The sequence below is a fragment of the Sulfitobacter sp. F26204 genome (assembly GCF_026410305.1).
GTDB lineage: Bacteria > Pseudomonadota > Alphaproteobacteria > Rhodobacterales > Rhodobacteraceae > Sulfitobacter.
The window spans coordinates 179064-204643 of record NZ_JAPMLQ010000004.1; the positions used below are offsets into that span (position 1 = coordinate 179064).

General features: G+C 56.6%; 23 protein-coding genes and 2 riboswitches. Of the genes, 11 read left to right on the plus strand and 12 right to left on the minus strand.

Annotation, left to right across the window (positions count from 1 at the left end; translation table 11 throughout):
• Positions 1 to 70: 70 nt before the first annotated feature.
• Entirely contained in the window at positions 71 to 2083 is a 2013-nt protein-coding gene (locus tag OS190_RS12170; protein WP_267158976.1) for a M3 family metallopeptidase, read from the plus strand.
• Here the strand turns inward: OS190_RS12170 and OS190_RS12175 are convergent.
• The 6 genes from OS190_RS12175 to OS190_RS12200 are packed head-to-tail and all read right to left on the minus strand — an operon-like array spanning position 2080 to position 8639.
• Positions 2080 to 3012: a 2-hydroxyacid dehydrogenase gene (locus OS190_RS12175; protein ID WP_267158977.1), complete on the minus strand. Its 933-nt coding sequence runs from the start codon at positions 3010 to 3012 to the stop codon at positions 2080 to 2082. The two genes, OS190_RS12170 and OS190_RS12175, sit on opposite strands and share 4 nt — an antisense overlap.
• 3 nt (positions 3013 to 3015) lie before the next feature.
• Positions 3016 to 4155 carry a rod shape-determining protein RodA gene (gene rodA / locus OS190_RS12180; RefSeq protein ID WP_267158978.1) on the minus strand — a complete coding sequence of 380 codons (1140 nt, stop codon included), beginning with the start codon at positions 4153 to 4155 and terminating at the stop codon, positions 3016 to 3018.
• Complete coding sequence (mrdA, locus tag OS190_RS12185; RefSeq protein ID WP_267158979.1) at positions 4152 to 6095, minus strand: penicillin-binding protein 2; 1944 nt, start codon at positions 6093 to 6095, stop codon at positions 4152 to 4154. Before mrdA ends, rodA begins: the two co-directional genes overlap by 4 nt.
• A gap of 13 nt (positions 6096 to 6108) precedes the next feature.
• The gene (locus OS190_RS12190) at positions 6109 to 6648 is read right to left on the minus strand and encodes a rod shape-determining protein MreD (protein WP_267158980.1); all 540 of its coding nucleotides are present in this window, start codon (positions 6646 to 6648) and stop codon (positions 6109 to 6111) included.
• Positions 6645 to 7541: a rod shape-determining protein MreC gene (gene mreC, locus OS190_RS12195; protein ID WP_267158981.1), complete on the minus strand. Its 897-nt coding sequence runs from the start codon at positions 7539 to 7541 to the stop codon at positions 6645 to 6647. Before mreC ends, OS190_RS12190 begins: the two co-directional genes overlap by 4 nt.
• Before the next feature lie 51 nt (positions 7542 to 7592).
• A complete protein-coding gene (locus OS190_RS12200) occupies positions 7593 to 8639 on the minus strand; it encodes a rod shape-determining protein (RefSeq protein ID WP_267158982.1) in 1047 nt (348 codons plus the stop codon).
• A gap of 170 nt (positions 8640 to 8809) precedes the next feature.
• Between OS190_RS12200 and OS190_RS12205 the strand changes: the two genes are divergently transcribed.
• Entirely contained in the window at positions 8810 to 9391 is a 582-nt protein-coding gene (locus OS190_RS12205) for a VOC family protein (RefSeq protein WP_267158983.1), read from the plus strand.
• 40 nt (positions 9392 to 9431) lie between these two features.
• On the opposite strand, the gene OS190_RS12210 is transcribed toward OS190_RS12205, so the two are convergent.
• Positions 9432 to 11000: a 2-isopropylmalate synthase gene (locus OS190_RS12210; protein ID WP_267158984.1), complete on the minus strand. Its 1569-nt coding sequence runs from the start codon at positions 10998 to 11000 to the stop codon at positions 9432 to 9434.
• Between the two features lie 891 nt (positions 11001 to 11891).
• On the opposite strand from OS190_RS12210, the gene OS190_RS12215 reads away from it, so the two are divergent.
• On the plus strand, positions 11892 to 13106 hold the full coding sequence (locus tag OS190_RS12215) for an MFS transporter (RefSeq protein ID WP_267158985.1): 1215 nt from the start codon (positions 11892 to 11894) through the stop codon (positions 13104 to 13106).
• A 95-nt stretch (positions 13107 to 13201) separates the two neighbouring features.
• Here OS190_RS12215 and OS190_RS12220 read toward each other — a convergent pair whose 3' ends face one another.
• On the minus strand, positions 13202 to 13546 hold the full coding sequence (locus tag OS190_RS12220) for an antibiotic biosynthesis monooxygenase family protein (protein WP_267158986.1): 345 nt from the start codon (positions 13544 to 13546) through the stop codon (positions 13202 to 13204).
• A 391-nt stretch (positions 13547 to 13937) separates the two neighbouring features.
• Between OS190_RS12220 and OS190_RS12225 the strand changes: the two genes are divergently transcribed.
• On the plus strand, positions 13938 to 14618 hold the full coding sequence (locus tag OS190_RS12225; protein ID WP_267158987.1) for an ArsR/SmtB family transcription factor: 681 nt from the start codon (positions 13938 to 13940) through the stop codon (positions 14616 to 14618).
• On the opposite strand, the gene OS190_RS12230 is transcribed toward OS190_RS12225, so the two are convergent.
• The 3 genes from OS190_RS12230 to OS190_RS20645 all read right to left on the minus strand — a co-directional run bounded on the left by OS190_RS12230 (position 14615) and on the right by OS190_RS20645 (position 17776).
• Entirely contained in the window at positions 14615 to 15232 is a 618-nt protein-coding gene (locus OS190_RS12230) for a CE1 family esterase (protein ID WP_267158988.1), read from the minus strand. The two genes, OS190_RS12225 and OS190_RS12230, sit on opposite strands and share 4 nt — an antisense overlap.
• Before the next feature lie 377 nt (positions 15233 to 15609).
• Positions 15610 to 17268, minus strand: a complete 1659-nt coding sequence (locus OS190_RS12235) for an NAD+ synthase (RefSeq protein WP_267158989.1) — start codon at positions 17266 to 17268, stop codon at positions 15610 to 15612.
• Between the two features lie 289 nt (positions 17269 to 17557).
• Positions 17558 to 17776, minus strand: coding sequence for a GFA family protein (locus OS190_RS20645; protein ID WP_502212167.1), 219 nt, complete (start codon positions 17774 to 17776; stop codon positions 17558 to 17560).
• 123 nt (positions 17777 to 17899) lie between these two features.
• Here OS190_RS20645 and OS190_RS12240 point away from each other — a divergent pair, with 123 nt between their 5' ends.
• From OS190_RS12240 to OS190_RS12260, 5 genes are all read left to right on the plus strand, one after another.
• Entirely contained in the window at positions 17900 to 19288 is a 1389-nt protein-coding gene (locus tag OS190_RS12240) for an MORN repeat-containing protein (RefSeq protein WP_267158990.1), read from the plus strand.
• Positions 19281 to 19829, plus strand: a complete 549-nt coding sequence (locus OS190_RS12245; protein ID WP_267158991.1) for an ankyrin repeat domain-containing protein — start codon at positions 19281 to 19283, stop codon at positions 19827 to 19829. The genes OS190_RS12240 and OS190_RS12245 overlap by 8 nt, the downstream gene beginning before the upstream one ends.
• A 26-nt stretch (positions 19830 to 19855) precedes the next feature.
• A complete protein-coding gene (locus OS190_RS12250; protein WP_267158992.1) occupies positions 19856 to 20257 on the plus strand; it encodes a DUF1801 domain-containing protein in 402 nt (133 codons plus the stop codon).
• A gap of 53 nt (positions 20258 to 20310) precedes the next feature.
• Positions 20311 to 21645 (plus strand): glutamate--tRNA ligase, encoded by a 1335-nt coding sequence (gltX, locus tag OS190_RS12255; protein WP_267158993.1) that lies wholly within the window; start codon positions 20311 to 20313, stop codon positions 21643 to 21645.
• Between the two features lie 138 nt (positions 21646 to 21783).
• Positions 21784 to 23124 carry an MATE family efflux transporter gene (locus OS190_RS12260; RefSeq protein ID WP_416237406.1) on the plus strand — a complete coding sequence of 447 codons (1341 nt, stop codon included), beginning with the start codon at positions 21784 to 21786 and terminating at the stop codon, positions 23122 to 23124.
• On the opposite strand, the gene OS190_RS12265 is transcribed toward OS190_RS12260, so the two are convergent.
• Entirely contained in the window at positions 23104 to 23658 is a 555-nt protein-coding gene (locus OS190_RS12265; protein ID WP_267158995.1) for a gamma-glutamylcyclotransferase family protein, read from the minus strand. The two genes, OS190_RS12260 and OS190_RS12265, sit on opposite strands and share 21 nt — an antisense overlap.
• A gap of 92 nt (positions 23659 to 23750) precedes the next feature.
• Positions 23751 to 23838: riboswitch (glycine riboswitch) on the plus strand.
• Positions 23839 to 23917, plus strand: a riboswitch (glycine riboswitch).
• A gap of 69 nt (positions 23918 to 23986) precedes the next feature.
• On the opposite strand from OS190_RS12265, the gene gcvT reads away from it, so the two are divergent.
• Both gcvT and gcvH read left to right on the plus strand, forming a co-directional pair.
• Positions 23987 to 25111, plus strand: a complete 1125-nt coding sequence (gcvT, locus tag OS190_RS12270) for a glycine cleavage system aminomethyltransferase GcvT (RefSeq protein WP_267158996.1) — start codon at positions 23987 to 23989, stop codon at positions 25109 to 25111.
• Between the two features lie 21 nt (positions 25112 to 25132).
• A complete protein-coding gene (gcvH, locus tag OS190_RS12275) occupies positions 25133 to 25492 on the plus strand; it encodes a glycine cleavage system protein GcvH (protein WP_267158997.1) in 360 nt (119 codons plus the stop codon).
• The last annotated feature ends 88 nt before the right edge of the window (positions 25493 to 25580 follow it).

The following is a 25580-nucleotide window of genomic DNA, read 5'->3' on the forward strand; positions in this document are numbered from 1 at the left end:
GGGCCAAATCGCTGCGATGCAATTGCAACCTGTTTCGTGCAGGCATAGCTTCGCGGCAAAGGAGACATCAATGACAAATCCCCTGCTTGCCGACTGGAATACACCGTTTCAAATTGCACCGTTTGATCTGATTTCAGATGATGATTTTGCACCTGCTCTGGAAGAAGCGTTTGCACAGCATAACAGTGAAATTGAAGCAATCGCGCAGAACACGGATGCACCAACTTTCGCCAATACGATCGAAGCTCTGGAAGCGGCTGGCAGTGCCTTGGAAAAGGTATTGTCTGTGTTTTTTACCGTTGCAGGGGCAGACAGCAATCCCGCGCGCGAAGACTTGCAACGCGCCTTTTCCCCCAGGTTGGCCGCTCACTTCGCGGAAATTTCGAGCAACAAAGCATTGTTTCAACGTGTGGCCGCGGTTTGGGAACAGCGAGACTCCCTGAACCTGAGCGATGAACAGGCCCGCGTCTTGATGCTGGAACACCGTGGGTTCATACGGGCAGGGGCGGCACTGTCCGGCCCGCAGGAAACCCGTATGAAAGAGATCAAGGGGCGGCTTGCCGTACTTGGAACGCAATTCACCCAAAACCTGCTGGCGGATGAACGCAACTGGTTCTTGGAACTGGCTGAGGATGATCTCGAAGGATTGCCGGATTTCGTCATTGATGCGGCACGCGCGGCGGGGGCGGAAAAGGATGTTGATCGACCGGTAGTGACCCTGTCACGGTCCTTGATTACACCGTTCCTGCAAAGCTCATCGCGTCGTGAGTTGCGCAAGAAAGCATTTCTCGCCTCGGAAGCACGCGGGGCAAATGGTGGCGAAACTGACAACCGGGCTATCGCTGCCGAAATTTTGGCGCTGCGCGAAGAACGCGCCAATTTGTTGGGGTACGACACCTTTGCTGCCTACAAACTTGAAACCGAAATGGCCAAGACCCCCGAGGCGGTTCGTAAGTTGTTGATGGATGTCTGGGAACCGGCCAGACGTCAGGCGAACAAGGACGCCGAGGTGTTGACCGCGATGATGCGCAATGATGGCGTGAACGATGATCTGGCCCCCTGGGACTGGCACTATTACACAGAGAAGCGCCGTAAGGTTGAACATGATTTGGACGAAGCAGCCTTAAAGCCTTATTTCCAGTTGGAGCGCATGATTGAGGCTGCCTTTGACTGTGCCACGCGTCTGTTCGGGCTGGAGTTCAAGACCCTGGACGTGCCGCTGTATCATCCGGACTGCCGCGCCTGGGAAGTCACCCGCGACGGCAAGCATGTAGCGGTGTTCATTGGCGATTATTTCGCCCGCGGTTCCAAACGTTCGGGCGCGTGGTGTTCAGCGATGCGCGCGCAGGCGAAGTTCCCCAAGGATCAAACGCCAATTGTCATCAACGTATGCAATTTTGCCAAGGCCGACCCTGCGTTGTTGTCCTACAACGATGCCCGCACCTTGTTTCACGAATTTGGCCATGCGCTGCACCAGATGTTGTCAAATGTGACCTACGAAAGTGTGTCGGGGACCTCGGTGGCTCGTGATTTTGTTGAATTGCCCAGCCAGCTTTTCGAACATTGGCTGGAAGTGCCCGAAGTGCTGCACAAATTTGCGACGCATGCCAAAACGGGTAAAGCAATGCCACAAGAGATGCTTGATAAGGTACTGGGTGCTGCAACCTTTGATATGGGTTTCCAGACCGTGGAATACGTGGCCTCTGCCTTGGTCGATCTGGCGTTTCATGACGGCCCTGCCGTGGTTGACCCTATGGCGAAACAGGCCGAGGTCCTGGCCGGGCTCGGTATGCCTGAAGCCATCCGCATGCGCCACGCTACACCACATTTCGCCCATGTCTTTGCGGGGGATGGATATTCCAGTGCCTATTACAGCTATATGTGGTCCGAGGTGATGGATGCGGATGCATTCGATGCATTCAAGGAAGCCGGAAGCCCCTTTGATGCAGAGCGTGCCAAGGCGTTGGAAACCCATATCCTTTCGAAAGGTGGATCGCAGGATGCAGCCGAACTTTACGTCGCATTCAGAGGCAGGTTGCCGGGGGTCGAGGCTTTGTTGAAAGGGCGCGGTCTGGCGGCCTAATATCCCAACTCACGATTCACAAGGTTGAGAAATGGCTCACCCGCTTCGCCGCGTCGGATGTTTTCCACAACAGCTTCACTGGCTGTTGTGGCACGCGTTTCGGCGGCAATATGCGGTGTCACGGTTACCTTGGGGTGCGCCCAATAGGGATTGTCTGTGGGCAATGGCTCGACCCGGAATACATCCAGCGTTGCATGGGAAATGTGACCGGTATCCAATGCGGCAAGCAAGGCGTCATCATCAATCAACGGCCCGCGGCCAGGGTTGATGATAAACGCACCTTTTGGCATCATGGCGAGGGTTTCGGCGTTCAGCGTATTTTCCGTTTCCGGTGTCTTAGGCAGTAACAAAACCGCAATTTCTGCAAGCGCCAGCGCTTGTTTCAAACCCTCTTGCCCAAACAGACATTGTACACTTTCGACAGTTTTTTCGCTGCGTGACCAGCCTGCCACGCGAAACCCGATGCCAAGAAGCATCTGTGCCACCGCTGTCCCCAATGCGCCGAGACCCAGTATCACCACCTGACGCTGATGTGCCAAGGGCGGGATGCGCGGGGCCCATTTGGCATCGTTGCGGGTAATGTCCGTATCAATTCCCAGATGATAACGCATCACATGCCCTGTCACCCATTCTGCCATCCCCTGGGTCAGGCCGGGATCAACCATTCGAGCAAGCGGAACCTTGAGGGTATCGTTGCCGACGATCCCTTCGACTCCGGCCCATAGATTCAAAACCGCTTTGGCACGGGTATAGGGCGTGAAATCCTGCAAGGTACTGTTGGGCGCATAGACGATATAATCGACTTCTTCCGCAGGTATCTGCGGTGCCAGATGCGCTGTGATGCCCGCCTTTGCCAAGGCTTCCTTCAAGGGACGTTCATAGGTTTCCCAGCGTTCGGGGCGGGCGGCAAAAAGGATGTTCAGGGGCATTGGCTACCTCGGTCTGTGGACATGGGCGGATTGGACAAGGCCGAAAGCAAGCAAAAGCACGAGCATCGCAGAGCCACCATAGCTGACAAGGGGCAGAGGAACACCGACAACAGGGGCCATTCCCATGACCATCGACATGTTTACCGCGAAATACAGGAAAAAGTTCAGTGCAATGCCCAGCGTCAGAAGCGAGGAAAACCGGTCCTTGTTCCGGATTGCCGTGACCACACAAAAGAGAATGATCAACGCATATATCCCCAGCAGGGAAATGGCCCCGACAAAGCCGAATTCCTCGGCCAGCGTGGTAAAGATGAAATCGGTGTGTTTCTCGGGTAGAAAATTCAACCGTGATTGCGTTCCCTGCATGAAACCGCGCCCCGTCCAGCCACCGGACCCCAGCGCAATCTTTGATTGTGTGATGTGATACCCGGCACCCAAAGGTTCGGCGGCAGGATCAAGGAAGGTATCAATCCGTCGGTATTGATAGTTGTTCAACAACTGCCAGCTTGTCCCGCGTGATTGAAACACGGCCGTTACCAGCCCTACTCCCGCGGCGATAACGACCGCGAAATAGGCCCAGTGCACGCCTGCCAGAAACATCAGCCCCGCACCGGCTGTCAGCAACAGGATCGAGGTGCCGAGGTCGGGCTGTTCCAGCACCAGTGCAGTGGGCAGAAAAATGATGAGAACAGGCAGCAATACCCAGAACGGACGCGAGACTTTTTTCGCAGGCAGCCAATCGTAATAGGCAGCCAGAAACATCACCAGTGTGATTTTCATCAGCTCTGACGGCTGTAGATCCATGAACCCAAGATCAAGCCAGCGTTGCGATCCCTTGCGCGCCTCCCCGATCAACGCCACCAAGACCAGGAGGATCAAGGAGACGCCATAAGCGACGCCAGACAGGTTGCGCCAGAACCAGATCGGCACCATAGCAACGGCCATCATGATCGCCAGACCCAGAGCGAAACGTTTCATCTGCGGTTCTGCCCAAGGGGAGAACGATCCCCCGGCGACCGAATAAAGCATCAGGAATCCGATGCCACAGACCGATACCAACAACAACGCCAGAGGCCAGTTGAGGTGCAGGATCTTGCGAAATCCCGTTGGGACAGATTTGACGGTATATTCAAGATAGCTCATGCTTGGTCTTTTCCGTCGATCGCTGCCTCTGGCTTGACATCGCGCAAGCGGTTCTGCTGGGTCTTGATACGCGCCCGGTCGCCTTTTGGATAGGCGCTCAGGCTTGGCTCCCCCCCGGCCAGGGCTTGTAACAGCACATCGCGGGCAATGGGCGCGGCAGCTGTCGACCCTCCGCCGCCATGTTCCACCAGAACCGAAACCGCATAGCGCGGTTTGTCAAAAGGCGCAAAAGCCACAAAAAGGGCGTGGTCGCGTCTCTCCCATGGGAGATCGGCGTTACTGGTCACCCCACGTGCACGTTCGGCAGCAGTAATGTTGCGCACCTGGCTGGTGCCGGTCTTTCCGGCCATGCGCCATTCATCTGCAATGATCCTGCTGCGGTATCCGGTGCCGCGCCTGTCATTAACAACTTCGTACATGGCACGGCGCATTTTTTGCAGGTTGTTGTCGTTCAGATTGAGCGAGGCACCGGTGCCCAGGGGTTGTTCGACCCCATCGACGGATTTGATCAACCGTGGCGTGATCATGCGACCTGTGGCAATCCGGGCGGACATCACGGCCAGTTGCAGCGGTGATGCCAGCATGAAACCCTGACCGATAGAGGCGTTGACCGTGTCGCCGATTACCCAGTCCGCCCCTCGCGTGACTTTTTTCCAGCTCTTGGTGGGCGTCAGCCCTGAGTTGACTGAAGAAAGCGCTAATTCGTGCCGGATCCCCAGACCAAAGCGGTTTGCCATGGCAGTGATTTTTTCGATCCCGACCTTCAACGCGAGATCGTAATAATAGACATCACAGGATTGTTTGAGTGAATTCCCCAGATCAACCCAACCGTGGCCGGCGCGTTTCCAGCAGTGGAACTTGCGTCCAGCAACCTCAAGATGGCCGGGACAATAAACGGTGTCATCCGGTCCGATCAACCCTTCTTCAAGTGCTGCCATTGCTGTCATCATCTTGAAGGTCGATCCGGGCGGATAGGCACCCTGCACCGTCTTGTTCACAAGCGGGCGGTATTTCGAGTTCAGCAGCGGATCATAATTGGCGGAAGAGATTCCACCGATGAACAGATTCGGATCATAGCTGGGTGCAGAAGCAATCGCGGCCAGATCGCCGTTTTCGCAATCAATGATCACGACAGCGGCGCTTTCATCCGCAAGACGTGCCTGGACATAGCCCTGTAATTTGGAATCAACGGTCAATTGCAAATCCGCGCCCGATTGCCCCTCGCGTCGGTCCAGTTCGCGCATCACGCGACCTGTGGCGTTGACCTCGACCTGTTTTGTGCCCGCGGTGCCACGCAAAGCATCCTCGGCGCGGGCTTCGACGTTGATTTTACCGATTTGGAAGCGCGGGATGCGCAGCACCTGATCGGGATTTTCCAACGCATCCAGATCTTTTTGGCTGACACGGCCGACACGACCTACCACATGGGCAAAGTCCGACCCGCGTGGATAAACCCGTGTCAGGCCGACCTCCGGTGTGACACCGGGCAAGGCGGGGGCGTTCACGCTGACCTTGCTGACCTCATCCCAACTGACGCCTTCAACAATGGTGACAGGCAGGAACGGAGCGGAGCGTTTAAGCTCTTCCAGGGCACCTTCGTAAGTTTCCAGGTCGATGTCGATCACTTGAGAAAGCCGCGCCATCACAGCATCCACATCTCCCGCATCCTCGCGCACCATGACAATGCGATAGGAAGGTATGTTTTCGGCCAGACGCACGCCGTTACGATCAAAGATCTCTCCGCGTGCAGGCGGAATAAGCCGGATGTTGATCCGGTTTTCTTCGGCGAGCAGACGGAATTGATCGGCTTGATCCACTTGCAGATAGCGCATGCGGGCGCCTAACCCGCCCATAAAGAGCAACTGCGCGCCGCCCAGCAACGCGGCGCGACGGGTTAACTTGGCATGGCTTGCGTCATTTTCTGCGCGGTTGCGTCTCATGCGGTTGCTTCCTTCATAGACGCGAACCCAAAGTGTCAAGATCGCCGGGCGTCCCCTTGCGTACGCCCATCAACGAATGGGTCACAGCTACGATCATGGGGTAGACAAGCAAACTCAGCGCCAGTTCGGACAGGCTCAGTGAGAGGCTGGGCAGATCAATCAGCACGATGGCCAGTACAACGCGGTAGCCCAGCGTCACACCAATAATGATCACGCCAACCGTGATCCATTCTGCGGCAAAATTCGCATCGCGCAAAGAGCGCGCACGGCTTTTGAGATTTTCGCAGCCGACCAGCGCCAACAAAGCCCAAAGACCTGGTGGACGCTGCAGCAGCAAATCCGCTAGCAGGAATGCCATGGCCAAGACCAGCGCGGGCACATAATCCGGGCGGCGCATGCTCCAGGCCAAAGCAAAACAGAACAGGATGTCGGGGCCGGCCCAACGGCGCGGAACCGTTTCAAGCGGCAGGAGATGGAAGAACAGGATCAACAGTGTCAGCAGCAAAAAGGACGCCCGCATCAACCAGACTCGGGTTTGTGACAGATCATTCATTCTGTCGCCACCTCTGCTGAGTCGTTCAAAGGGCCTGTCGGAGTGATCACCCGTGCAGTGTCCGTCACGCTTTCCGTTCCATAGTGACGCAGTACCCGCAGAAATTCGAGCCGTTCGTAATCCGCCGCCAGACGCACCCGAAGACGTCCGCCGGGATCTGCCGCAACCTGTCCGATCAACAATCCAGCAGGGAAAACCCCGCCATCGCCCGAACTGATTACACGGTCACCGGGGCGGATCAGGTCGGGGTTTTCCAGAAAATCGATGGGCGGTGCGATAGAGTTGTCACCTGCCACGATCGCCCTTTGTCCCGAAGGCTGGATCGTTGCGGGAATCCGGCTGGTCGCGTCGGTTAACAGGATTACCCGTGACGTATTTTCTGCCACGCCCGAGATGCGTCCGACGAGCCCGATACCGTCCATCGTTGCCCAGCCATCGACCAGTCCATCCCGCGCCCCGACGTTCAGCAGGACCGATTGACGAAAGGGTGACCCACTGTCCGCCAGCACCACACCGGTGATAAAGGTCAGCCGAGGATCGAGCCTTACCTTGTTGAGGTCCAACAATCGTGCATTTTCCTGTTCCAGTTGCAGGGCGGCTTCTTTCCATGCCTGCATCTGACGCAGTTCACTGCGCAGCTCCTGGTTTTGCTCGACCAGACGTTGATAGGATTGGAAATCACGCAGCAGATTGACCGTACCGGTCACAGGAGCCATCGCCCAATCGAGGTTGGGTACCAGCGTGTCGGTGATTTGGGCGCGAAACCGCTCTACCCGTGGACTGTCGATGCGCCAAAGCAAAAACACGGCGGCCAGCAGCAGGAATAATACAGCCAGCAGTAACCGGCGTAACGGCCCGGTGTAGTCACCTGAATTTGAACGATCGCTTGCCATGTCCCATGCGCTCCTGCCCGAACTTGCGGGCTTGCCCTAGTCTAGCAAAAATCAGCTGTCGTAGTCGATGGCGTGGCGCAGTTGTTTTTCGTATTCCAATGCCTTGCCGGTGCCCAGAGCCACGCAATTGAGCGATTCATCTGCGATGGATACAGCAAGTCCCGTCTGTTCGCGCAATGCCAGATCCAGATCACCCAGCAGCGCACCGCCCCCGGTGAGCATGACGCCACGATCAACAATATCGGCAGCAAGGTCCGGTGGGGTGGTTTCCAGCGCGGTCATCACCGCTTCGCAAATCTGTTGCACAGGTTCGGCTAGGGCTTCGGCGATTTGCGCCTGCGTCACTTCGATTTCCTTTGGCACACCGTTCAACAGGTCGCGACCGCGGATTTGCATCGAGGTCCCGCGTCCGTCGTCAGGCATGCGTGCGGTGCCGATGGATGTCTTGATCCGCTCTGCCGTGGTTTCGCCGACCAACAGGTTTTGCTGACGTCGCAGATAGCTGATGATTGCCTCATCCATCCGGTCGCCACCAACACGAACCGAGCGGGCATATACGATGTCGCCAAGCGACAGCACCGCCACTTCGGTCGTCCCGCCGCCGATGTCGACAACCATGTTGCCTGTCGGATCAGTGATCGGCATGCCAGCCCCGATGGCGGCGGCAATCGGTTCTGCTATGAGGCCGGCGCGACGCGCGCCCGCAGACAGGACCGACTGGCGGATCGCGCGTTTTTCAACCGGCGTGGCACCATGTGGCACGCAAACGATGATCTTGGGCTTTGAAAAGGTCGACCGCTTGTGAACCTTGCGAATGAAATGCTTGATCATCTCTTCGGCAGTATCAAAATCGGCAATCACGCCTTCGCGCATCGGGCGGATCGCTTCGATTGAGCCGGGAGTACGGCCCAGCATCAGTTTGGCGTCTTCTCCGACAGCCAGAACTTTCTTGACGCCATCCTTGATGTGATAGGCAACCACCGATGGTTCTGACAGGACTATACCACGGCCTTTGACATAGACCAATGTATTCGCAGTACCCAAATCAATCGCCATATCCGACGAAAATAGCCCACGGAGGTTACCAGAGAATTTCATGCGCCCATGCACCTTGTAAAAGTCATATTGGCCCGCGACTCTAAGAAGGCGGGCTGTGCGCCCTTATAGGCATGGGCTGATCCATGTGAAAGGGGCTGTTTTTCAGGCTTGGGCATCATGCCGCTGATCGGATAAGCTGCGCGAATTATCAATTTCGCGGAGCGATCAAAATGAAAAAAATCCAGAGCCTTGGCGTGCATCACATTACGATTACCGGTGCCGACAGACAAACCAGCATAGATTTCTGGGAAGGCCTGCTTGGGATGCCCTTTGTCTTCGAACAACCAAATTTGGATGATCCCAACCAAGGCCATTTGTATTTTGATCCCGGCGACGGTCGTTTGATCACCATCTTCACCAATGAAACACGCAAAAAGGTGCATGATCGGACACCCATGGATCCCGGATGTGTGCATCACCTCGCATTCGAGGTGGATCGCGCGATGTTTGATCAGATCGAAGCCCGCCTGGCCGAGCGCGGTATCAGCAATACAGGGGTCAAGGACCGGGGTTTCATGCATTCGATCTATTTCAATGACCCTCTGGGACTGTTGATTGAATTGGCGTGCTATACCTTCATTCCGCCACGCGGATCCAGCCACGCGGAGGTGATGCTTGAAGCGCATAAATTGCGAGTCGAACGAGGGGCTCATGCAATCGAACGTGAACACCTGGCCGATGCAGCCGTATTGATCGTTGAAAGGTCGCAGGCATCATTGTCAGGGGACCGAAACGCTAAAAACCCTTACTGAAGATAGGGGCGGGTGGGGATCCGACCCCACCCACCTTGCTTCAACCAACATCCTTGTAGTTGATTTCGCGCTTGTCAGTTCCGCCCTTCTCTCGCCGGACCAACAGACGGTTCAATGCATGAATATAGGCGCGGGTGGAGGCCACAACCGTGTCCGTATCTGCGGATTGCCCCGTTACGATGCGCCCGTCTTCCTCCATGCGTACGGAAACCGTCGCCTGCGCATCGGTGCCTTCGGTCACGGCATGCACTTGATACAATTGCAACCGTGCCTCATGCGGGACCAGTGCCTTGACACAATTGAACGCGGCATCTACCGGGCCATCACCGGTCTGTTCCGTGGTTTGTTCGACGCCGTCTGTACTCAGGGTCATGCGAGCCTGGTTGGGCCCCTCGGTGCCACAGACGACGTGCATTGATATAAGCCTGACACGGTCTTCTTCGGGATCGGTCGAGGTTCGCATCAAGGCGATCAGGTCATCTTCGTAGATTTCCTTTTTGCGATCCGCCAATTCCTTGAAACGAACGAAGACATCCTTGAGCTGGTTGTCACCCAATTCGAAACCGAGATCTTCGAGCTTTGAGCGCAATGCCGCGCGACCCGAATGTTTGCCCATGACGATATTCGTCTCTGACAGGCCGACATCTTCGGGCCGCATGATTTCAAAGGTTTCGGCGTTCTTCAGCATGCCGTCCTGATGGATGCCGCTTTCATGCGCAAAAGCGTTCTTGCCGACGATGGCCTTGTTGTATTGGACAGCAAAGCCGGAAACCGACGCAACCCTGCGTGAGATGTTCATGATTTTGGTTGCATCGATGCCCGTTTGATAGGGCATGATGTCGTTGCGCACGCGCAGGGCCATGACAACTTCTTCAAGCGCGGTATTCCCGGCGCGCTCACCCAGACCATTGATGGTGCATTCGATTTGTCGTGCCCCCGCTTCTACTGCTGCCAGACTGTTGGCCGTGGCCATGCCAAGGTCGTTATGGCAGTGGGTCGCAAAGACGATCTCGTCAGCGCCGGTCACATTTTCAATCAGTTTGCGGATCAAATCGGCGCTTTCGCGGGGCGCGGTATAGCCCACAGTATCGGGGATGTTGATCGTGGTGGCCCCGGCCTTGATGGCGATCTCAACCACGCGATGAAGATAGTCCAACTCAGTCCGGGTAGCATCCATCGGGGACCATTGCACATTTTCACAGAGGTTGCGGGCATGGGTGACGGTGTCGTGAATACGTTCGGCCATTTCATCCATGGTGAGGTTCGGAATAGCGCGGTGCAAAGGCGAGGTGCCTATAAAGGTGTGGATGCGCGGTTTGCGGGCATGTTTGATCGCGTCCCAACAACGATCGATGTCGCCGAATTGTGCACGTGCAAGCCCACAGATGGTGGAATTCTTGCTGTTCTTGGCAATCTCGCTGACGGCGGCAAAATCGCCTTCGGATGCAATCGGGAAACCTGCCTCGATAATATCGACGCCCATTTCATCTAACAGCCCCGCGATCTCCAGCTTTTCAGCATGGGTCATGGTGGCCCCGGGCGATTGTTCGCCATCACGCAACGTCGTGTCAAAGATCAAGACGCGGTCCTGTTTCTGCTTGTCAGTCATTTGAATGTCTTTCGTTCTGCTGTTTCAAATCCATGGCGCGGTAACGATCCCTCTGAGCGGACGCGCCCTAGATGGCACGCTCAGAGGCGGATTAGCAGCAGTAGGGTGGCACGCAGCAGCATCGCGTCAGAGCGCGATGTGGTCGGGATATGTGCTGCGTATGTCATGATGTCGTTTATACGGGGCTGTTTTCAAATGGGAAGGGGGAAATCGGGCCAGTTGTGTTGGCGCAGCACAGCGCAGAGACAAGGGCACCGTCACCCTGTTCCGCTTTGGCTTGCGGCGGACAGCGAGTTGGCCTTGTCCAGTTCTCTGGCCGCCAGTACCTGCGTGGGGCTCCAGCGTTTCTTGTCTTCGCAATTGACCTTTTGCGCCAGTGGCACTGAAGGACGCCTCAGCATGACGGCTCGTCACTTAACCGTAAACGTTTGGCCGATCAATGTTGAGATCAAGTGGTCTCGGATAAGGTGCACAATGGTCGTGTTCTTGCGTTTTTTCAGAATATTACGTGCGATGGAGAGCCTTGATATGCCCGGAAACCCTTCTTCACACCATTCAGGATGTCGAAGTAGGTAGGGAATCAGGCCCTGCCAGAGATGTCACAAGCGCCAAAGGGCAGCTTTTGATTGGTGATGAAGGTTCTGGACATAGGTTTGCATCGCCACACTGGTTAAGAGTGCTCCGCTTGGGCGAGCCGGTGGAGTTAACACAGCCTTGGAAGGTGGCGAAAAATCGACGTTAGAACCCACTGCCAGACCGCTCGAATGTCCGGTCTTTGCCGCCGTTCAGGGACAAGGAATTGTCGCAGGTTTGATATTGGTGTCGGCGGGTGAACAGACCCGACTGTTTTTGCAGACCATCAAGGGCCGAAAAACTTGGAAAAGATCAGATATGTTCGAGCGCCGTATTCCAGAATGGCTGCGTCACGCCCCCGCGCCTTCGGTGCGCGGGTTCGCAACCCTTTCCGCCTTTGAAGCAATTGCCCGCGGCATTCTCATCTCGGTTTTCCCAGTTGCGATGTATGACGCGCTCAAGGATGTTGCCTTGATCAGTTCGATCTACTTTGTGATTGGCGTCATCTCTTTGTTGGGCGGCCTATTGGTTCCCTTTCTGAACCGAGTGATTCCACGGCGTTGGATGTACAGCATCGGTGCGTCGGGTTTTGTCATGGGGTCATGTCTGGCTGCCTTTGGCGATCCGCAGATGATTGTGTTTGCACTTGCCCTGAATTCATTGGCAACAGTAATCACCTTTGTCTGCTTCAATGCCTATGTTCTGGATTACATCTCGCGGGTTGAACTGGGCAAATGCGAAACCCTGCGCATGTTCTATTCCGCTTTGGGGTGGACTGTGGGGCCGGTGCTGGGTGTGCTCTTGTGGGGCTGGTGGGAACCGGCACCTTTTCTGGTTTCAGGCATATCGGCGCTGATCATGTTGGGGGCATTCCTGTATCTGAGGATGGGCAACGGCAAGTTGATCACACGTGCCAGACGCGCGCCGACCAATCCAGTGGCTTACCTTGGTCGTTTCTTTCAGCAACCCCGGCTGATTGCGGGCTGGTTGTTTGCTGTTATCCGCTCCTGTGGGTGGTGGGCCTATGTTGTCTATCTGCCAATTTTTGCCGTCGAGAACGGATTGGGAGAAACGATTGGCGGGGTTCTGCTGTCAATTACGAATGCTGCTCTTTTCCTGTCACCTCTGATGCTTCGATGGATGCAAAAACGCTCTGTTCGTTACTCGGTTCAAACCGGGTTCATTGCCTGTGCAACATTGTTTTTGGCAGCGAGCTTTGTTTCTGCGGTTCCCATGGCCGCGATTGCCTTTCTATTTGTTGGGAGCTTTTTTCTGATCCTCTTGGATATCTGCGCGGGATTGCCCTTTCTGATGGCAGTCAAACCGTCGGAACGCACAGAGATGTCGGCAGTGTATTCTTCCTATCGTGACGTATCCGGCATCGCGACGCCCGGTGCTGCATGGCTCATCCTTTTGGCTGCGCCAATCTCAGCTATCTTTGCTGCGGCTGGAATTGCCAGTTTGTTGGCATGGGGTATTGCAGGACGTTTGCACCCCCGATTGGGGGAGGCCCGCTTGAAGCCGGCCAGTTAGCAAGCCGGCCCGTCAGCGCGAGTTTCTACCATTCTGCAATAGAACAGACCAGATGTCGGGGGTTTCGACCCCGGACGTATGTACGTGTGTGCCCGTTAATCATGTGATGCGCGGCTGTCGTCGGGGGCCTCTTGACGTTCGAACATGCCGTAGTCGCGGATCACATGGGCGATACGCAGATGGTAATCCGTAAAGATTCCGCCGCGGCCCTTGGCTTGCGCCTTGCGGTGCGCAGCAAGGGTACGCCATCGGGCGACGGCCTCTTCGTTTTCAAAGAAGGACAGGGACAACAACTTGTCCGGGTTGGTCAGGCTTTGAAAACGCTCGACGGAGATAAAGCCTTTGACCTGCTCCACCAGCGGACGCATTTCCGCCGCGATGTCGAGGTATTCGGTCTTTCGGTTCGGGTCAGGCGTGACTTCGAAAATGACGGCGATCATGTGGATGCTCCATGTGGTGATGAGAGCAGTTTCAGAAAGGTTTGGTCTTCGCGCAACCAGAACTTTTTCGATCGCGTGCATTCGTAGTTTTTGCGGCTCAAGGGAACAACAGCAAGTTTTTCGGGATAAGCCCCGAAGTCTGCACGCTCCTGGAAGGTGTGGATGCCAGGTGCAAGCGACGCTGATGTTTCGTGTGGGCCGCAACAATTGATGAGGTCGGCACCGCAGCGAGGGATCGTTTGACAATGGGTACGGGCGTACCGGTTCAAAAGGGTTATCTTGATCGGGTCGATTTCATATCGGATGATGCGCTTCGGCATGAAATGTCCTTTCTGTGCTGGCCCTGTTCTAGTGGATTGATCGGTGTGAATGCTTCGGCTACGGTCGAACTATGAAAGAAGGTCCGGACATATCCCGAATTGCGGCGCTGATCGGTGATCCGGCACGCGCCAATATTCTCACGGCGTTGATGTCGGGCAAGGCGCTGACAGCAACTGAACTGGCAGGCGAAGCAGGGGTCACCCTACAGACCGCCAGCGCCCATCTGGCCAAACTTGAAGCGGCAGAGATGATTGCCAGTCGCAAATCGGGGCGGCACAAGTATTTCACGTTGCGCAGTGCTGATGTCGGGCATGCGATTGAGGCCTTGATGGGGCTCGCGGCCGGTGCGGGGCATTTGCGCATGCGGACAGGCCCCAGGGATGCCGCCTTGCGCGAGGCGCGGGTATGCTACAATCATCTGGCAGGTGCCAAGGGGATTGCGCTGTATCAGGGACTACTGGGGAGAGGAGTGCTGCGCGAACAGGGTGCAAAGGTTGTGTTGACCGACGCGGGCGCGGCGTTTCTGACAGGGTTTGGTGTGGACGTGGCGCGGTTGCGTAAATCCAAGACCCCTCTGTGCCGGTCCTGTCTGGATTGGTCTGCGCGCCAGACGCATCTGGCGGGCAGTGTCGGTCGCGCCTTGCTGGCGCGGATGGTCGAGATGGGCTGGGCCGAGCGGGTTGAAGGCACGCGGGTGGTGCGGTTTTCGCGCGCGGGCGAAAAAGGGTTCGCCGGGATGTTTGACAGCTAAAGCTGGCCCGCCTCCATCAAGGTGGCAAGGCCGTGCGCAAGGTATTCGGTGCGGAAGGAATGGCCGCCCTCGAAAAGGCAGTATTCAAGGACTTCGCCCGTGGGGTTGGTGCGGGTGCGACAGGTTAGCGCGCCGGATTTGGAGTAGCGGGACGGGCCGAAACTGCCAAATTTTTCATACATTGAAAGGGCTTCTTCGACCTCACCTTGTTTGGTTTCGCCAATGGGGCGACCTTTGATCGGCACGGTTTTGTCCTGACTGCCATGGATATGGACGATACTGGAAACCGGGGTCCGGCAGGTTTCGGGTGGCTTGAGCCAATAGGTGCCAGACAGCGGAATGAAGCCTGCGAATTTCGCCGGGTGCGAACAGGCGAGGTTCCAGACCATCATCCCGCCAGCGGAAAAGCCGGCAGCGACGATGCGATCGGGGTCAATGTGGTGATTGACAATCGCGTCGGTGATGACCGCGTCGAAATAGGCGAATTCTGCCGCACCGTCACTCTTCATCGTGCGCGGCCCATTGGGTAGGTCCCAGGTTCCGTTAAGGCCATGCATGGCAATCAGTGCAAATCCCGCGTCCGACACCATGCGGCGCAGCGAGCCATTTTTCATGACCCCCTGTGCGCTGCCACGATAGCCGTGTGACCATATGAGCGCTGGCACAGGCGTAGTGCCGTCGTGTGCCGAGGGCATGGAAATGCGGTAATGGCGGTTGCCCACTACGCAATCAGAGTCGGGACCGCAGGCGAAGGCGGGTGAGGCAAGAAACAGAAGGCAGGTGAGCAAAATGCGCATGGGGGATAATTGCGCGGGAAGGCGGGAGGCTCAAGTCACATGATTGTGGCAGGGCGGGATTGAATGGTGAACAATTGTGAGCTGTGGTGCATGTGGTCAGGGAGGGATTGAGTTTAAGGGCAAGATGAAGTCGAGGCGAAACTTCCGCAAGAAAATCACTTGGCAGAGTGACGAGGAGGCGGGGGGCAGCGCGTCTAACCTGGGTCGCGCCAGCGGTTGACAATGGGGTAACGGCGGTCCAGCCAGAAGGCCCCTTTGGTCAGGCGCGGCCCCGGTGCCGACTGGAAGCGTTTGTATTCCGAAATATAGATCAGGTGTTCGACCTTTTTGGCGATGGCGCGGTCGAAACCTGCCGCCACGCAATCCTCGATCGAGCCGTCCTGATCGACGAGGATGTTCAGCATGGCATCAAGATCGGGATAGTCAGGCAGGCTGTCGCTGTCCTTCTGATCGTCGCGCAGTTCGGCGGTGGGCGGTTTGGTGATGATGGTTTCAGGGATCATGGTGCCGGCAGGCCCCATCATCCAGTCGCGGTGGTTGGCATTGCGCCAGCGGCAGGTTTCAAACACCCGTGTTTTATACATATCCTTGATGGGGTTATACCCGCCCGCCATATCGCCGTAGATGGTGGCATAGCCCACCGCGACTTCGGATTTATTGCCGGTGGTCAGCAGCATTTCACCAAACTTGTTGGATAGGGCCATCAGCAGCAGACCGCGCAGGCGGGATTGGATGTTTTCTTCGGTCAGGCCAGTTTGGGTGCCTTCGAAAAGGGCGGCCAGCGTGTTGGTGATGGCTTGGCGGCCCTCGGAAATCGGCACGTAGTCATACCGGCAACCAAGCGCAGTGGCGACGGCCTCGGCGTCATCCAGCGAAGCCTGGGAAGTATATTCAGAGGGGAGCATCACACAGCGCAGGTTTTCGGGACCGATGGCATCTGCGGCGATGGTGGCGACGATGGCGGAATCGATGCCGCCCGACAGGCCCAACAGCACTTTCTTGAATCCTGTCTTGCGCATGTAATCGCGCAGGCCCAGCATGCAGACGCGGTAGTCGGCCTCGTAATTGTCAGGAAATGTCGCAAGCTGTTGTTCCACCACGCGCCAACCCTCTGGGGTGCGTTCCAGATCGACGTTGTGGATCATGGCGTCAAAGGCGGGCATCTGCATCGCCAGTTTGCCACCGGGGTTGAGCGCAAAGGACGCGCCATCGAACACCTGATCGTCCTGACCACCGACCATGTTGAGATAGATCAGCGGCAGCCCGGTTTCGATGACGCGGGCAACCATCATATTCTGTCGCGTTTCCATCTTTTCGCGGTAATAGGGAGACCCGTTTGGCACCAGCAGGAATTCCGCACCAGTTTCCGCCAGTGTTTCCGCCACATCAGGGTGCCAGGCATCTTCGCAGATCGGCGAGCCGATTCGGGTATTGCCAACAGCATAGGGGCCGCCCAGTGGACCGGCATCAAAGATGCGTACCTCGTCAAAGACGGTTTCGTTAGGCAGATCGTGCTTTAGCGTGCGTGAGGTGATTTTGCCGCCCTTGAGGATCAGATAGGCGTTGAATAATTCGGCCCCTTCAGCCCATGGGGCACCGATGGCCAGCGCGGGACCGTCGGCACAATCAGCGGCCAGTTTTTCGATATGGGACATCACATCAAGCTGAAAGGCGCGTTTCATCACCAGATCCTGCGCGTTGTAGCCGGTGATGAACATCTCGGGCAGGGCGACAAGGTCAGCGCCAGCCGCCTTGCCTGCCTGCCATGCCTCAAATGCCAGGGCGGCATTGCCGGCCAGATCGCCAACTGTCGGATTCAATTGACCCAGTGTGATACGAAATCGGTCTGCCATGGGACGGCCTCAACTTGTTTAGTGTTGCTGATGATGTAGCAGATCACGCCGGAGGGGAAAGGGGCATGAACCCTGACTGCGCAGTGGCCTAGCACGGCGGGAGTTGGTCAAAACCAGGAATATTGTCTAAAAACAGATGAAAGGGTTGTTTGTCCGCAACATGAAGTGCAGCTTTCAGGCCGCCCAACAGGTCGGGATCTTCCAGTGCCCCGACTTTGAGGACCAGTTTGCCGTCGGCGGGGCGGATGTGTAGAGATATGTATACCCCAGGTGCCGCAAAAATTGCGGTTTATCGGGTTCTCGGGCGCGGGATGTGTGAATTGTGCTGCGATGCCCTGGGTCCATTCAAACGGTCTTCAGGCCGCAACATGAAGTAAATCAGGCCACCTTCTGAAGAATACTGACATTCGCGGCAATGGCATTGCGCCTTGAACACCGATTTGGCAGTGACGCGATAGTGGCGGTCCCTGCATGAGCAGCAGCCTTTGACAGTCCGCGGGTTGGTCATTGATACACGCCCCTGTTGCGCCCGGATAAGTCCCGCCACCCAATTGAAAAGGCGTTGCCCCGTTCGCGGTCAAGCCTTAGGTTGAAGGCTAACAGCTCATTTTCTAGCTTGGATAGGTTCTTGATGTCCTTTCGTGCGATCCTTTTTAGTCTGATCTTGCTGCCCTTGCCTGCATTGGCCCAGAGCGGTGATGTGCAGACCAAGCAATACGAAGACGGTGGTATATATGAAGGCACCTTCAAAGGCGGGCTTCAGCACGGACAAGGCACCTACAAGCTGCCCAACGGTTATGAGTATTCCGGCACCTGGGTAGAAGGCGAGATCAAGGGGGAGGGAGTCGCACGTTTTCCCAACGGTTCGGTCTATGAAGGCAATTTTGAGCGCGGCAAACCGGACGGTTTTGGCAAGATTACCTTTGCCGATGGCGGCACCTACGAAGGTGAATGGCAGGCCGGCGCAATCATGGGGCAAGGCATTGCGATCTATGCCAATGGTGTGCGCTATGAAGGACAATTACGCAATGCCAAACATCACGGCAAGGGTGTGATGCAAAGCGCGGGCGGCTATGAATACAAGGGTGACTGGGTTGATGGCGTCAAGGAAGGCATGGGCACGATAACCTATCCTGACGGTGCGGTATATGAAGGTGAGATCAAGGCAGGCGAACGCAGTGGTACCGGGACCCTCAAGATGCCGGACGGATTGATTTATGTGGGCGAATGGAAAAACGGACAGATTGACGGTTCCGGAACGCTGACCCAGCCCAATGGCGATGTCTATGAAGGGATGTTGGTTGCGGGCCGCAGACAGGGCAAAGGCAAGGTCACTTACGAAAACGGCGATGTTTACGAGGGCGATTTCAGCGATGACCGCCGCGACGGACAGGGGATATTCACCGGCACAGACGGCTATGTCTATGCCGGATCATGGGTTATGGGTCAGATTGAAGGCGAAGGCCGCGTGACCTATCCAGACGGATCGATTTATGAGGGTCAATTTCGCAGCGACCTGGCCGATGGTACCGGCAAGATTACCTATCCAGACGGATCAACCTACGAGGGGGACTGGCTGGCCGGTGTGATCGAAGGGCAGGGGCGCGCGACCTATCCCAACGGGATTGTTTATGAGGGTGGGTTCAAGAACGCGCGCAACGATGGCCAGGGCGTGATGACCTATGCGGACGGCTACAAATATGAGGGTGAATGGCGCGACGGACAGCGTCACGGCATGGGTACTGCGACCTATCCAGATGGCACTGTATATGCAGGGCAGTTCGTGAACGGCATGCGCAGCGGGCAGGGAACGATCACGATGGCTTCGGGCTTTAGATACGAGGGAACCTGGGTTGATGGCGAGATCGAGGGCATGGGCACTGCGACCTATGCCAATGGCGACGTCTATGAGGGCGGGTTCAAGGCTGGCAAGCGACAGGGAGCCGGTACCATGCGCTATGCCTCGGGCGAAGAAACCAGCGGTGACTGGGAAAGTGGGGCGTTGAAGGAAGGTGGCTGATTGGGAGTGGCAGCTTCCCATCACAGGAAAAAACCCATCAGATGATGCAGAGATCGAACGCCGTCTGATGGCAGGCGGCATCGCCGGACTGGAGGAGGTCGCGGAAATTCTGGACGGGTTTCCGAACTGCAAAGACGGTTTGCCTTCGGGGCGATACTGGGTGAGGACTGCGGTAGATGTGGGGACGATTTCTGCGATTGAGTGGATGATCGCGAAAGGTACCGATCTGAATCTTGAGGATGGTGAAGGCGGCACGCCGCTGCATTCCTGCATCGATCGGGCCAAGGCCGACCGTCATGCGGTTCTCTCTATGTTGATCAAGGCGGGGGCTGATGTGAACATAAGGGGATTTAACAATTGGACGCCGCTTCATCTGGCAGCGATCCGTGATGACAAAAAGGCGATGCAGATATTGATGGACGCGGGTGCGGATAGGACGCGGCGCACGATAATAGATAACTATGCCACCCCTGCAGAAGAAGCGCGGAAATTGGGGCATAACGACTCTGCTGATTTTATTGACTGGTACAAAAAAGGCTGAGCGCGCCGGGGATCGAGAGGCATATCATGGATGATGTTGGTGATTTCCTGGAAAGTGTTGAACCCGCTCGCCGGCATAGGGAAGCCGCGCAGCTGGATGCGTTTTTCCGCGATGTGACGGGGTGGCAGCCGGTTTTATGGTCGGGATCGATGCTGGGTTATGGTCGCTATGATTACACCTATGCTTCGGGCCGCTCCGGGAGCTATTTCGCCACCGGATTTGCGCCGCGAAAGGCCAAGCTCAGCATCTATATCATGCCGGGGTATGCCGATTTCTCGGGTATTCTTGAACGGCTGGGCAAGCACAGCAAAGGCAAATCCTGTCTTTACCTGAACAAGCTGGAGGATGCCGATCTGGATGTTCTGGCCGATCTGGTGCGGGCGGGATTGGCGGATCTTGCCAAGAGCTGGCCGGTCCGTTCAACCTAACTGGACAATTTCGAGCTGTTGTGAGAAGCCTGCCGCTCGCAAGGAGATCATGCATGGCCAGCCCGACAACCACACGTTTCGCCCCCTCCCCCACCGGTTACATCCACGTGGGAAATCTGCGCACGGCGTTGATGAATTATCTGATCGCGCGCAAGGCTGGTGGCACGTTTATCCTGCGGATTGATGACACCGACCCCGAGCGCTCCAAAGAGGAATATGTTGACGGGATCAAGCAGGACCTCGAATGGCTGGGGCTGCACTGGGACCGGATTGAGCGGCAGTCGGCGCGACTGGAACAATATCATGCCGCTGCGGAGGACCTGCGCGCAAAAGGCCGGTTCTACGAAGCCTTTGAGACGCCGACAGAACTGGACCTCAAACGCAAGAAGCAACTGAACATGAGCAAGCCGCCGGTTTATGACCGTGCTGCGCTCTTGCTGACGGACGAAGAAAAAGACGCATTGCGCGCCGAGCGCGGCGATGGCGTTTGGCGTTTCAAACTGGAACAGCAGCGGATCGAATGGCAGGATGGTATTCTGGGAGACATCTCGATCGATGCGGCCTCTGTGTCTGATCCTGTGCTGATCCGCGGCGACGGGCAGATCCTGTATACCCTGGCGTCTGTTGTTGATGACACGGAAATGGGCGTGACCCATGTCGTGCGCGGATCTGACCATGTGACCAATACCGCGACACAGATTCAAATCATGCAAGCCCTGGGCCATGACCATCCGTCCTTTGCGCATCACTCTTTGCTGACAGGGCCGAAAGGCGAGGCGCTGTCGAAACGTTTGGGTGTTCTGGCCTTGCGTGATCTGCGCGAACAGGGAGTGCAGCCATTTGCGCTTTTGTCGTTGATGGCGCGTTTGGGATCTTCGGACACGGTTGAACTGCGTACGGATATGGCGGAGTTGATCGACGGATTTGACATCGACCGCTTTGGCGCTGCACCGACGAAATTTGATGAGAGAGACCTGTTTCCCCTGACCGGTCGCTATTTACAGACATTGGAGGTTGACGACGTCGCTGACAAGCTGGCTGCACTGGGGGTGCCAGAGTCAAAAACCGCGCAGTTCTGGGCCGTGACCAAAGAAAATATAGAAACGCTGGGCGATCTGGATACCTGGTGGGCGATGTGTCGTGACGGCGCTGATCCGGTGATCGAGGACGACGACAAGGACTTTGTCGCAGAGGCCGTCGCACTGCTGCCCGAGATGCCCTTTGATGAAAATACCTGGCGCAACTGGACGGCTACGGTCAAGGATGCGACAGGCCGAAAGGGACGTGGTTTGTTTCGCCCCTTGCGGCTGGCGCTGACGGGTCAGGAACACGGACCGGAAATGGCCGCGCTGATGCCACTGTTGCAGGTGATCAAGGCCAAGGAATGATACGCGCCTATCCAAAGCAATTGTAAATAGATCAAGAAGGGGGTTGGGTGTTGCCAGCCCCCTTTGTCATTCAGGAAAGATCCGTTTGTGGCTGAAGCCAAGTTTTTGAAAGGTAACCTTTTCGGCCATGTGGCAGTGATGTCGCTCACCGCGTCACTGGGATTGATGGCGGTTTTCATCGTCGACTTCGTCGACATGATCTTTATTGCGATGCTGGGCAAGGCGGAACTTGCAGCTGCCATAGGCTATGCTGGCGCCATCCTGTTTTTCACAACTTCCTTTGGCATCGGGCTGGGGATTGCAGCGGGCGCGCTTGTTGCGCGCGCCTTGGGCGCGGATAACGAAGCTTTGGCCCGCCAGCGCACGACTCATGCGTTGGGCTATGGATTGATCTTTGGTACAGGGTTTTCGGTCCTAGTCTGGCTGTGGCTGACGGAACTTGTTGCCATGCTTGGGGCGTCGGGGGAAACGGCCGCACTGGCCGTGCATTTTTTGCAGATCATCGTGCCGTCGATGCCTTTTCTGATTCTTGGCATGATGGGCAGCGCAGTCTTGCGCGCTCATGGCGATGCCCGCCGGGCAATGATGACAACGATCGCGGGCGGCGTTGTTAATGCTGTGCTGGATCCGATACTGATCTTTGGTTTGGACCTTGAACTGACGGGGGCGGCGATTGCCTCTGTCGTGGCGCGCCTGGTCATTTGTTACATGGCAATCTGGCCGCTGGTCACGATTTACGGTGGGATTGTTCGACCCAGGATCGGCGGCATGTTGCGCGACCTGAGCCCAATCCTCTCCATCGCCTTTCCAACGATTCTGGCGCAGATCGCCACTCCGGTAGGCCAGGCTTTTGTCACCCGTGCAATGGCAAACTATGGCGAGGAGGCGATTGCCGGGATGGCAATCGTCGGGCGGCTGACACCGGTTGCCTTTGGTGTGGTTTTTGCCCTTTCAGGGGCGGTCGGGCCGATCATCGGACAGAACTTCGGCGCGGGAAATATGGCGCGGGTAAAGGCGGGCTTCAACGCAGCAGTCCTGTTTGCCGCAGCCGTGATCCTGCTGGTTTCCTCAGTTCTCTTTGTGGCACGCGGGGCGATTGCGGATCTGTTCAGCGCAACTGGGTTGACCCGCGAACTGATTTTTTTGTTCTGTGGGCCGCTGTCGCTGGCATTCTTCTTCCCCGGCGTTCTGTTTGTGGCCAACGCGGCCTTTAACAATCTGGGGCGTCCGTTCCTGTCTACCCTGACCAACTGGGGACGCAATGCAGTGGCTCTGATTCCACTTGTTTTTATCGGTTCATGGGCGTTCGGTGCCCAGGGCGTATTGATCGGACAGGCCCTGGCAGGCGTGGTATTTGGCATTGTGGCGTGGGTGTTGGCCTTGCGTACCATCGGGCGCGGCATCGTTCCCATCGAAGACAAACAGAATTTGTTTGGCCGTGAAGGCCGTTTGATGACCCTATTCCAGGAACGCCGATAACCGTGCCAGATGGCTGTCAACCAAAGCGATTTCAGCGGGGCTGAGTGTCTGGTGACGGGGATATTGAGGGGCCGCACGATCGTTCAGGATGGGTGTGTCCCACCCGTCTGTGGTGTCAAAAAAGGCCTGTACGCCGCCTTCTCCATATTCGCGCAGGAACCCCTGCACAACCACATCCAGATAACTGAGGATAATGGTGTTGCAACGGGTAACCCCATGGTCCTGTGCGGGAACTGCATAATGGGCAATCGGGGGCGAAGGCGACAGAGGGTGTATGATTGCATCGCCTGAATTCAGTCGGACATAACCGGTTTCGCGGGCGTCCAGAGCGTCCCAATCCGCCCCCGGTACAGCGGCGATCAACCCTTCGATGGTCGTGTCCGGGTCAGGGATCACACTCAGAAATACCCGGTCGAAGGCAACGGAAGGCACCCAGGCCCGCCGCCAGCCGGTCAGTCGCGCCGGATGAGAATCGGGATAGGCGTGGGTATTGCGATTCACAAGGCTACCGTAGCCAAAGAAATAGGGTGTCATGTCCGCCTCGTCGGTTGTGCGCCCTAAAAAGCATGAGGCGTGCCGGGGCACAAGTATGCTTGACGCCTGCAGTGCAGACGGCATACGAATGTCGACAGATCATGGGAGAATCAGCCGCTGCTGATGCCGAAGGAGCAACCGCCCCGGAAACTCTCAGGCCCCAAGGACCGTGATCACGCGACACGACACTCTGGAGAGTGGTGCGAAATGCACCCGCCGAAGGGATAACGATCTCAGGCGTAAGGACAGAGGGGGCATCAAGGGACCGCATTTTCGCGGTTTTGTGGTGCCGGTATGTGCAGACATCCGGTCAAGGGGAGCGACCGCAATGGATGATCTGTTACAAACGCCGCTATATGACCTGCATCTCCGCTTGGGGGCCAAAATGGTGCCCTTCGCCGGATATTCCATGCCCGTGCAATATCCGCTGGGGGTGATGAAAGAACATATACATTGCAGGGCAGAGGCAGGCCTCTTTGATGTCAGCCATATGGGCCAGGTGATCTTGTCCGGTGAATCGTGGGAGGCAGTGGCGCTGGCATTCGAAACACTGGTGCCGATGGATGTGCTGGGATTGGAAGATGGCCGCCAGCGCTATGGGTTTTTCACAAATGATGCCGGCGGGATCGAGGACGATTTGATGTTTGCGCGGCGCGGTGATGACCTGTTTGTTGTGGTCAATGCCGCCTGCAAGACGGCCGATATTGCACGCATGCGTGCAGCGCTGGAGCCTGCGATCACCGTGACCGAGCTGACGGACAGGGCGCTGATTGCCCTGCAAGGACCGAAAGCTGTTGACGTGGTTGCCGCGATGGATGCCCGAGCCGCTGAGATGCGCTTCATGGATGTTGCCGATCTTGATCTGGGTGGCATTGCGGTCTGGGCGTCACGCTCTGGCTACACTGGCGAAGACGGTTACGAAATATCGGTGCCAGAACATCAGTCCGAAGCATTGGCAGAGGCGTTTCTAGCGCTGGATGGCGTCGAAGCGATTGGTCTGGGTGCGCGGGATTCCTTGCGCCTTGAGGCAGGGCTGTGTCTTTATGGTCATGATATTGACGCCGAGACAACACCTGTCGAAGCTGGTTTGAACTGGGCCATCCAGAAGGTGAGGCGAGCCGAAGGTGACCGCGCAGGCGGTTTTGCCGGCGCTGAAGTAGTTCTGGAGCAACTTGCCAAGGGTGCATCACGTAAACGCGTCGGGCTGTTGCCGGAAGGCCGTGCGCCAATGCGTGAGGCTGTCCGGCTGTTCGATTCTGATGAGGCGGGCAGGGAAGTTGGTGTCGTCACATCAGGCGGATTTGGGCCAAGCGTTGGCGGGCCGGTCGCCATGGGGTATGTGGAAACAGCGATCAGCGGCACGGGCACACAGCTTTGGGGAGAGGTCCGGGGGAAAAGACTGCCGGTAAGCATTGCCAAAATGCCCTTTGTTGCGGCAAATTTCAAAAGATAATCAGAAACGGGGAATCCAAAAATGAAATTTACAGAAGAGCACGAGTGGCTGCGTGAGGAAGATGGCGAAATGGTTGTTGGCATTACGATCCACGCGGCTGAACAGCTGGGTGATGTGGTGTTCGTTGAACTCCCTGCAGAAGGCACCGTGATCAGCAAGGACGACGAAGTTGTTGTCATTGAAAGTGTCAAGGCGGCGTCAGATATCCTTGCACCGGTTGACGGCGAGATTACTGAGGTCAATTCAGCCCTGACCGACAATCCCGGCATGGTGAACGAGGATCCACAGGGCGAGGCGTGGTTTTTCAAGATGAAGATCAGTGACCCGTCCCAGTTGGATGAATTCATGACCGAAGCTGCCTACCAGAAATTCATAGGGTAGCCTCAGGAGGCACCACCGGAATGAGTTTAACGGCAAGATGAAGTTACTGGGTGCGCAAGAAGCTGTGCCCTGTGCGTTTACTATGGAT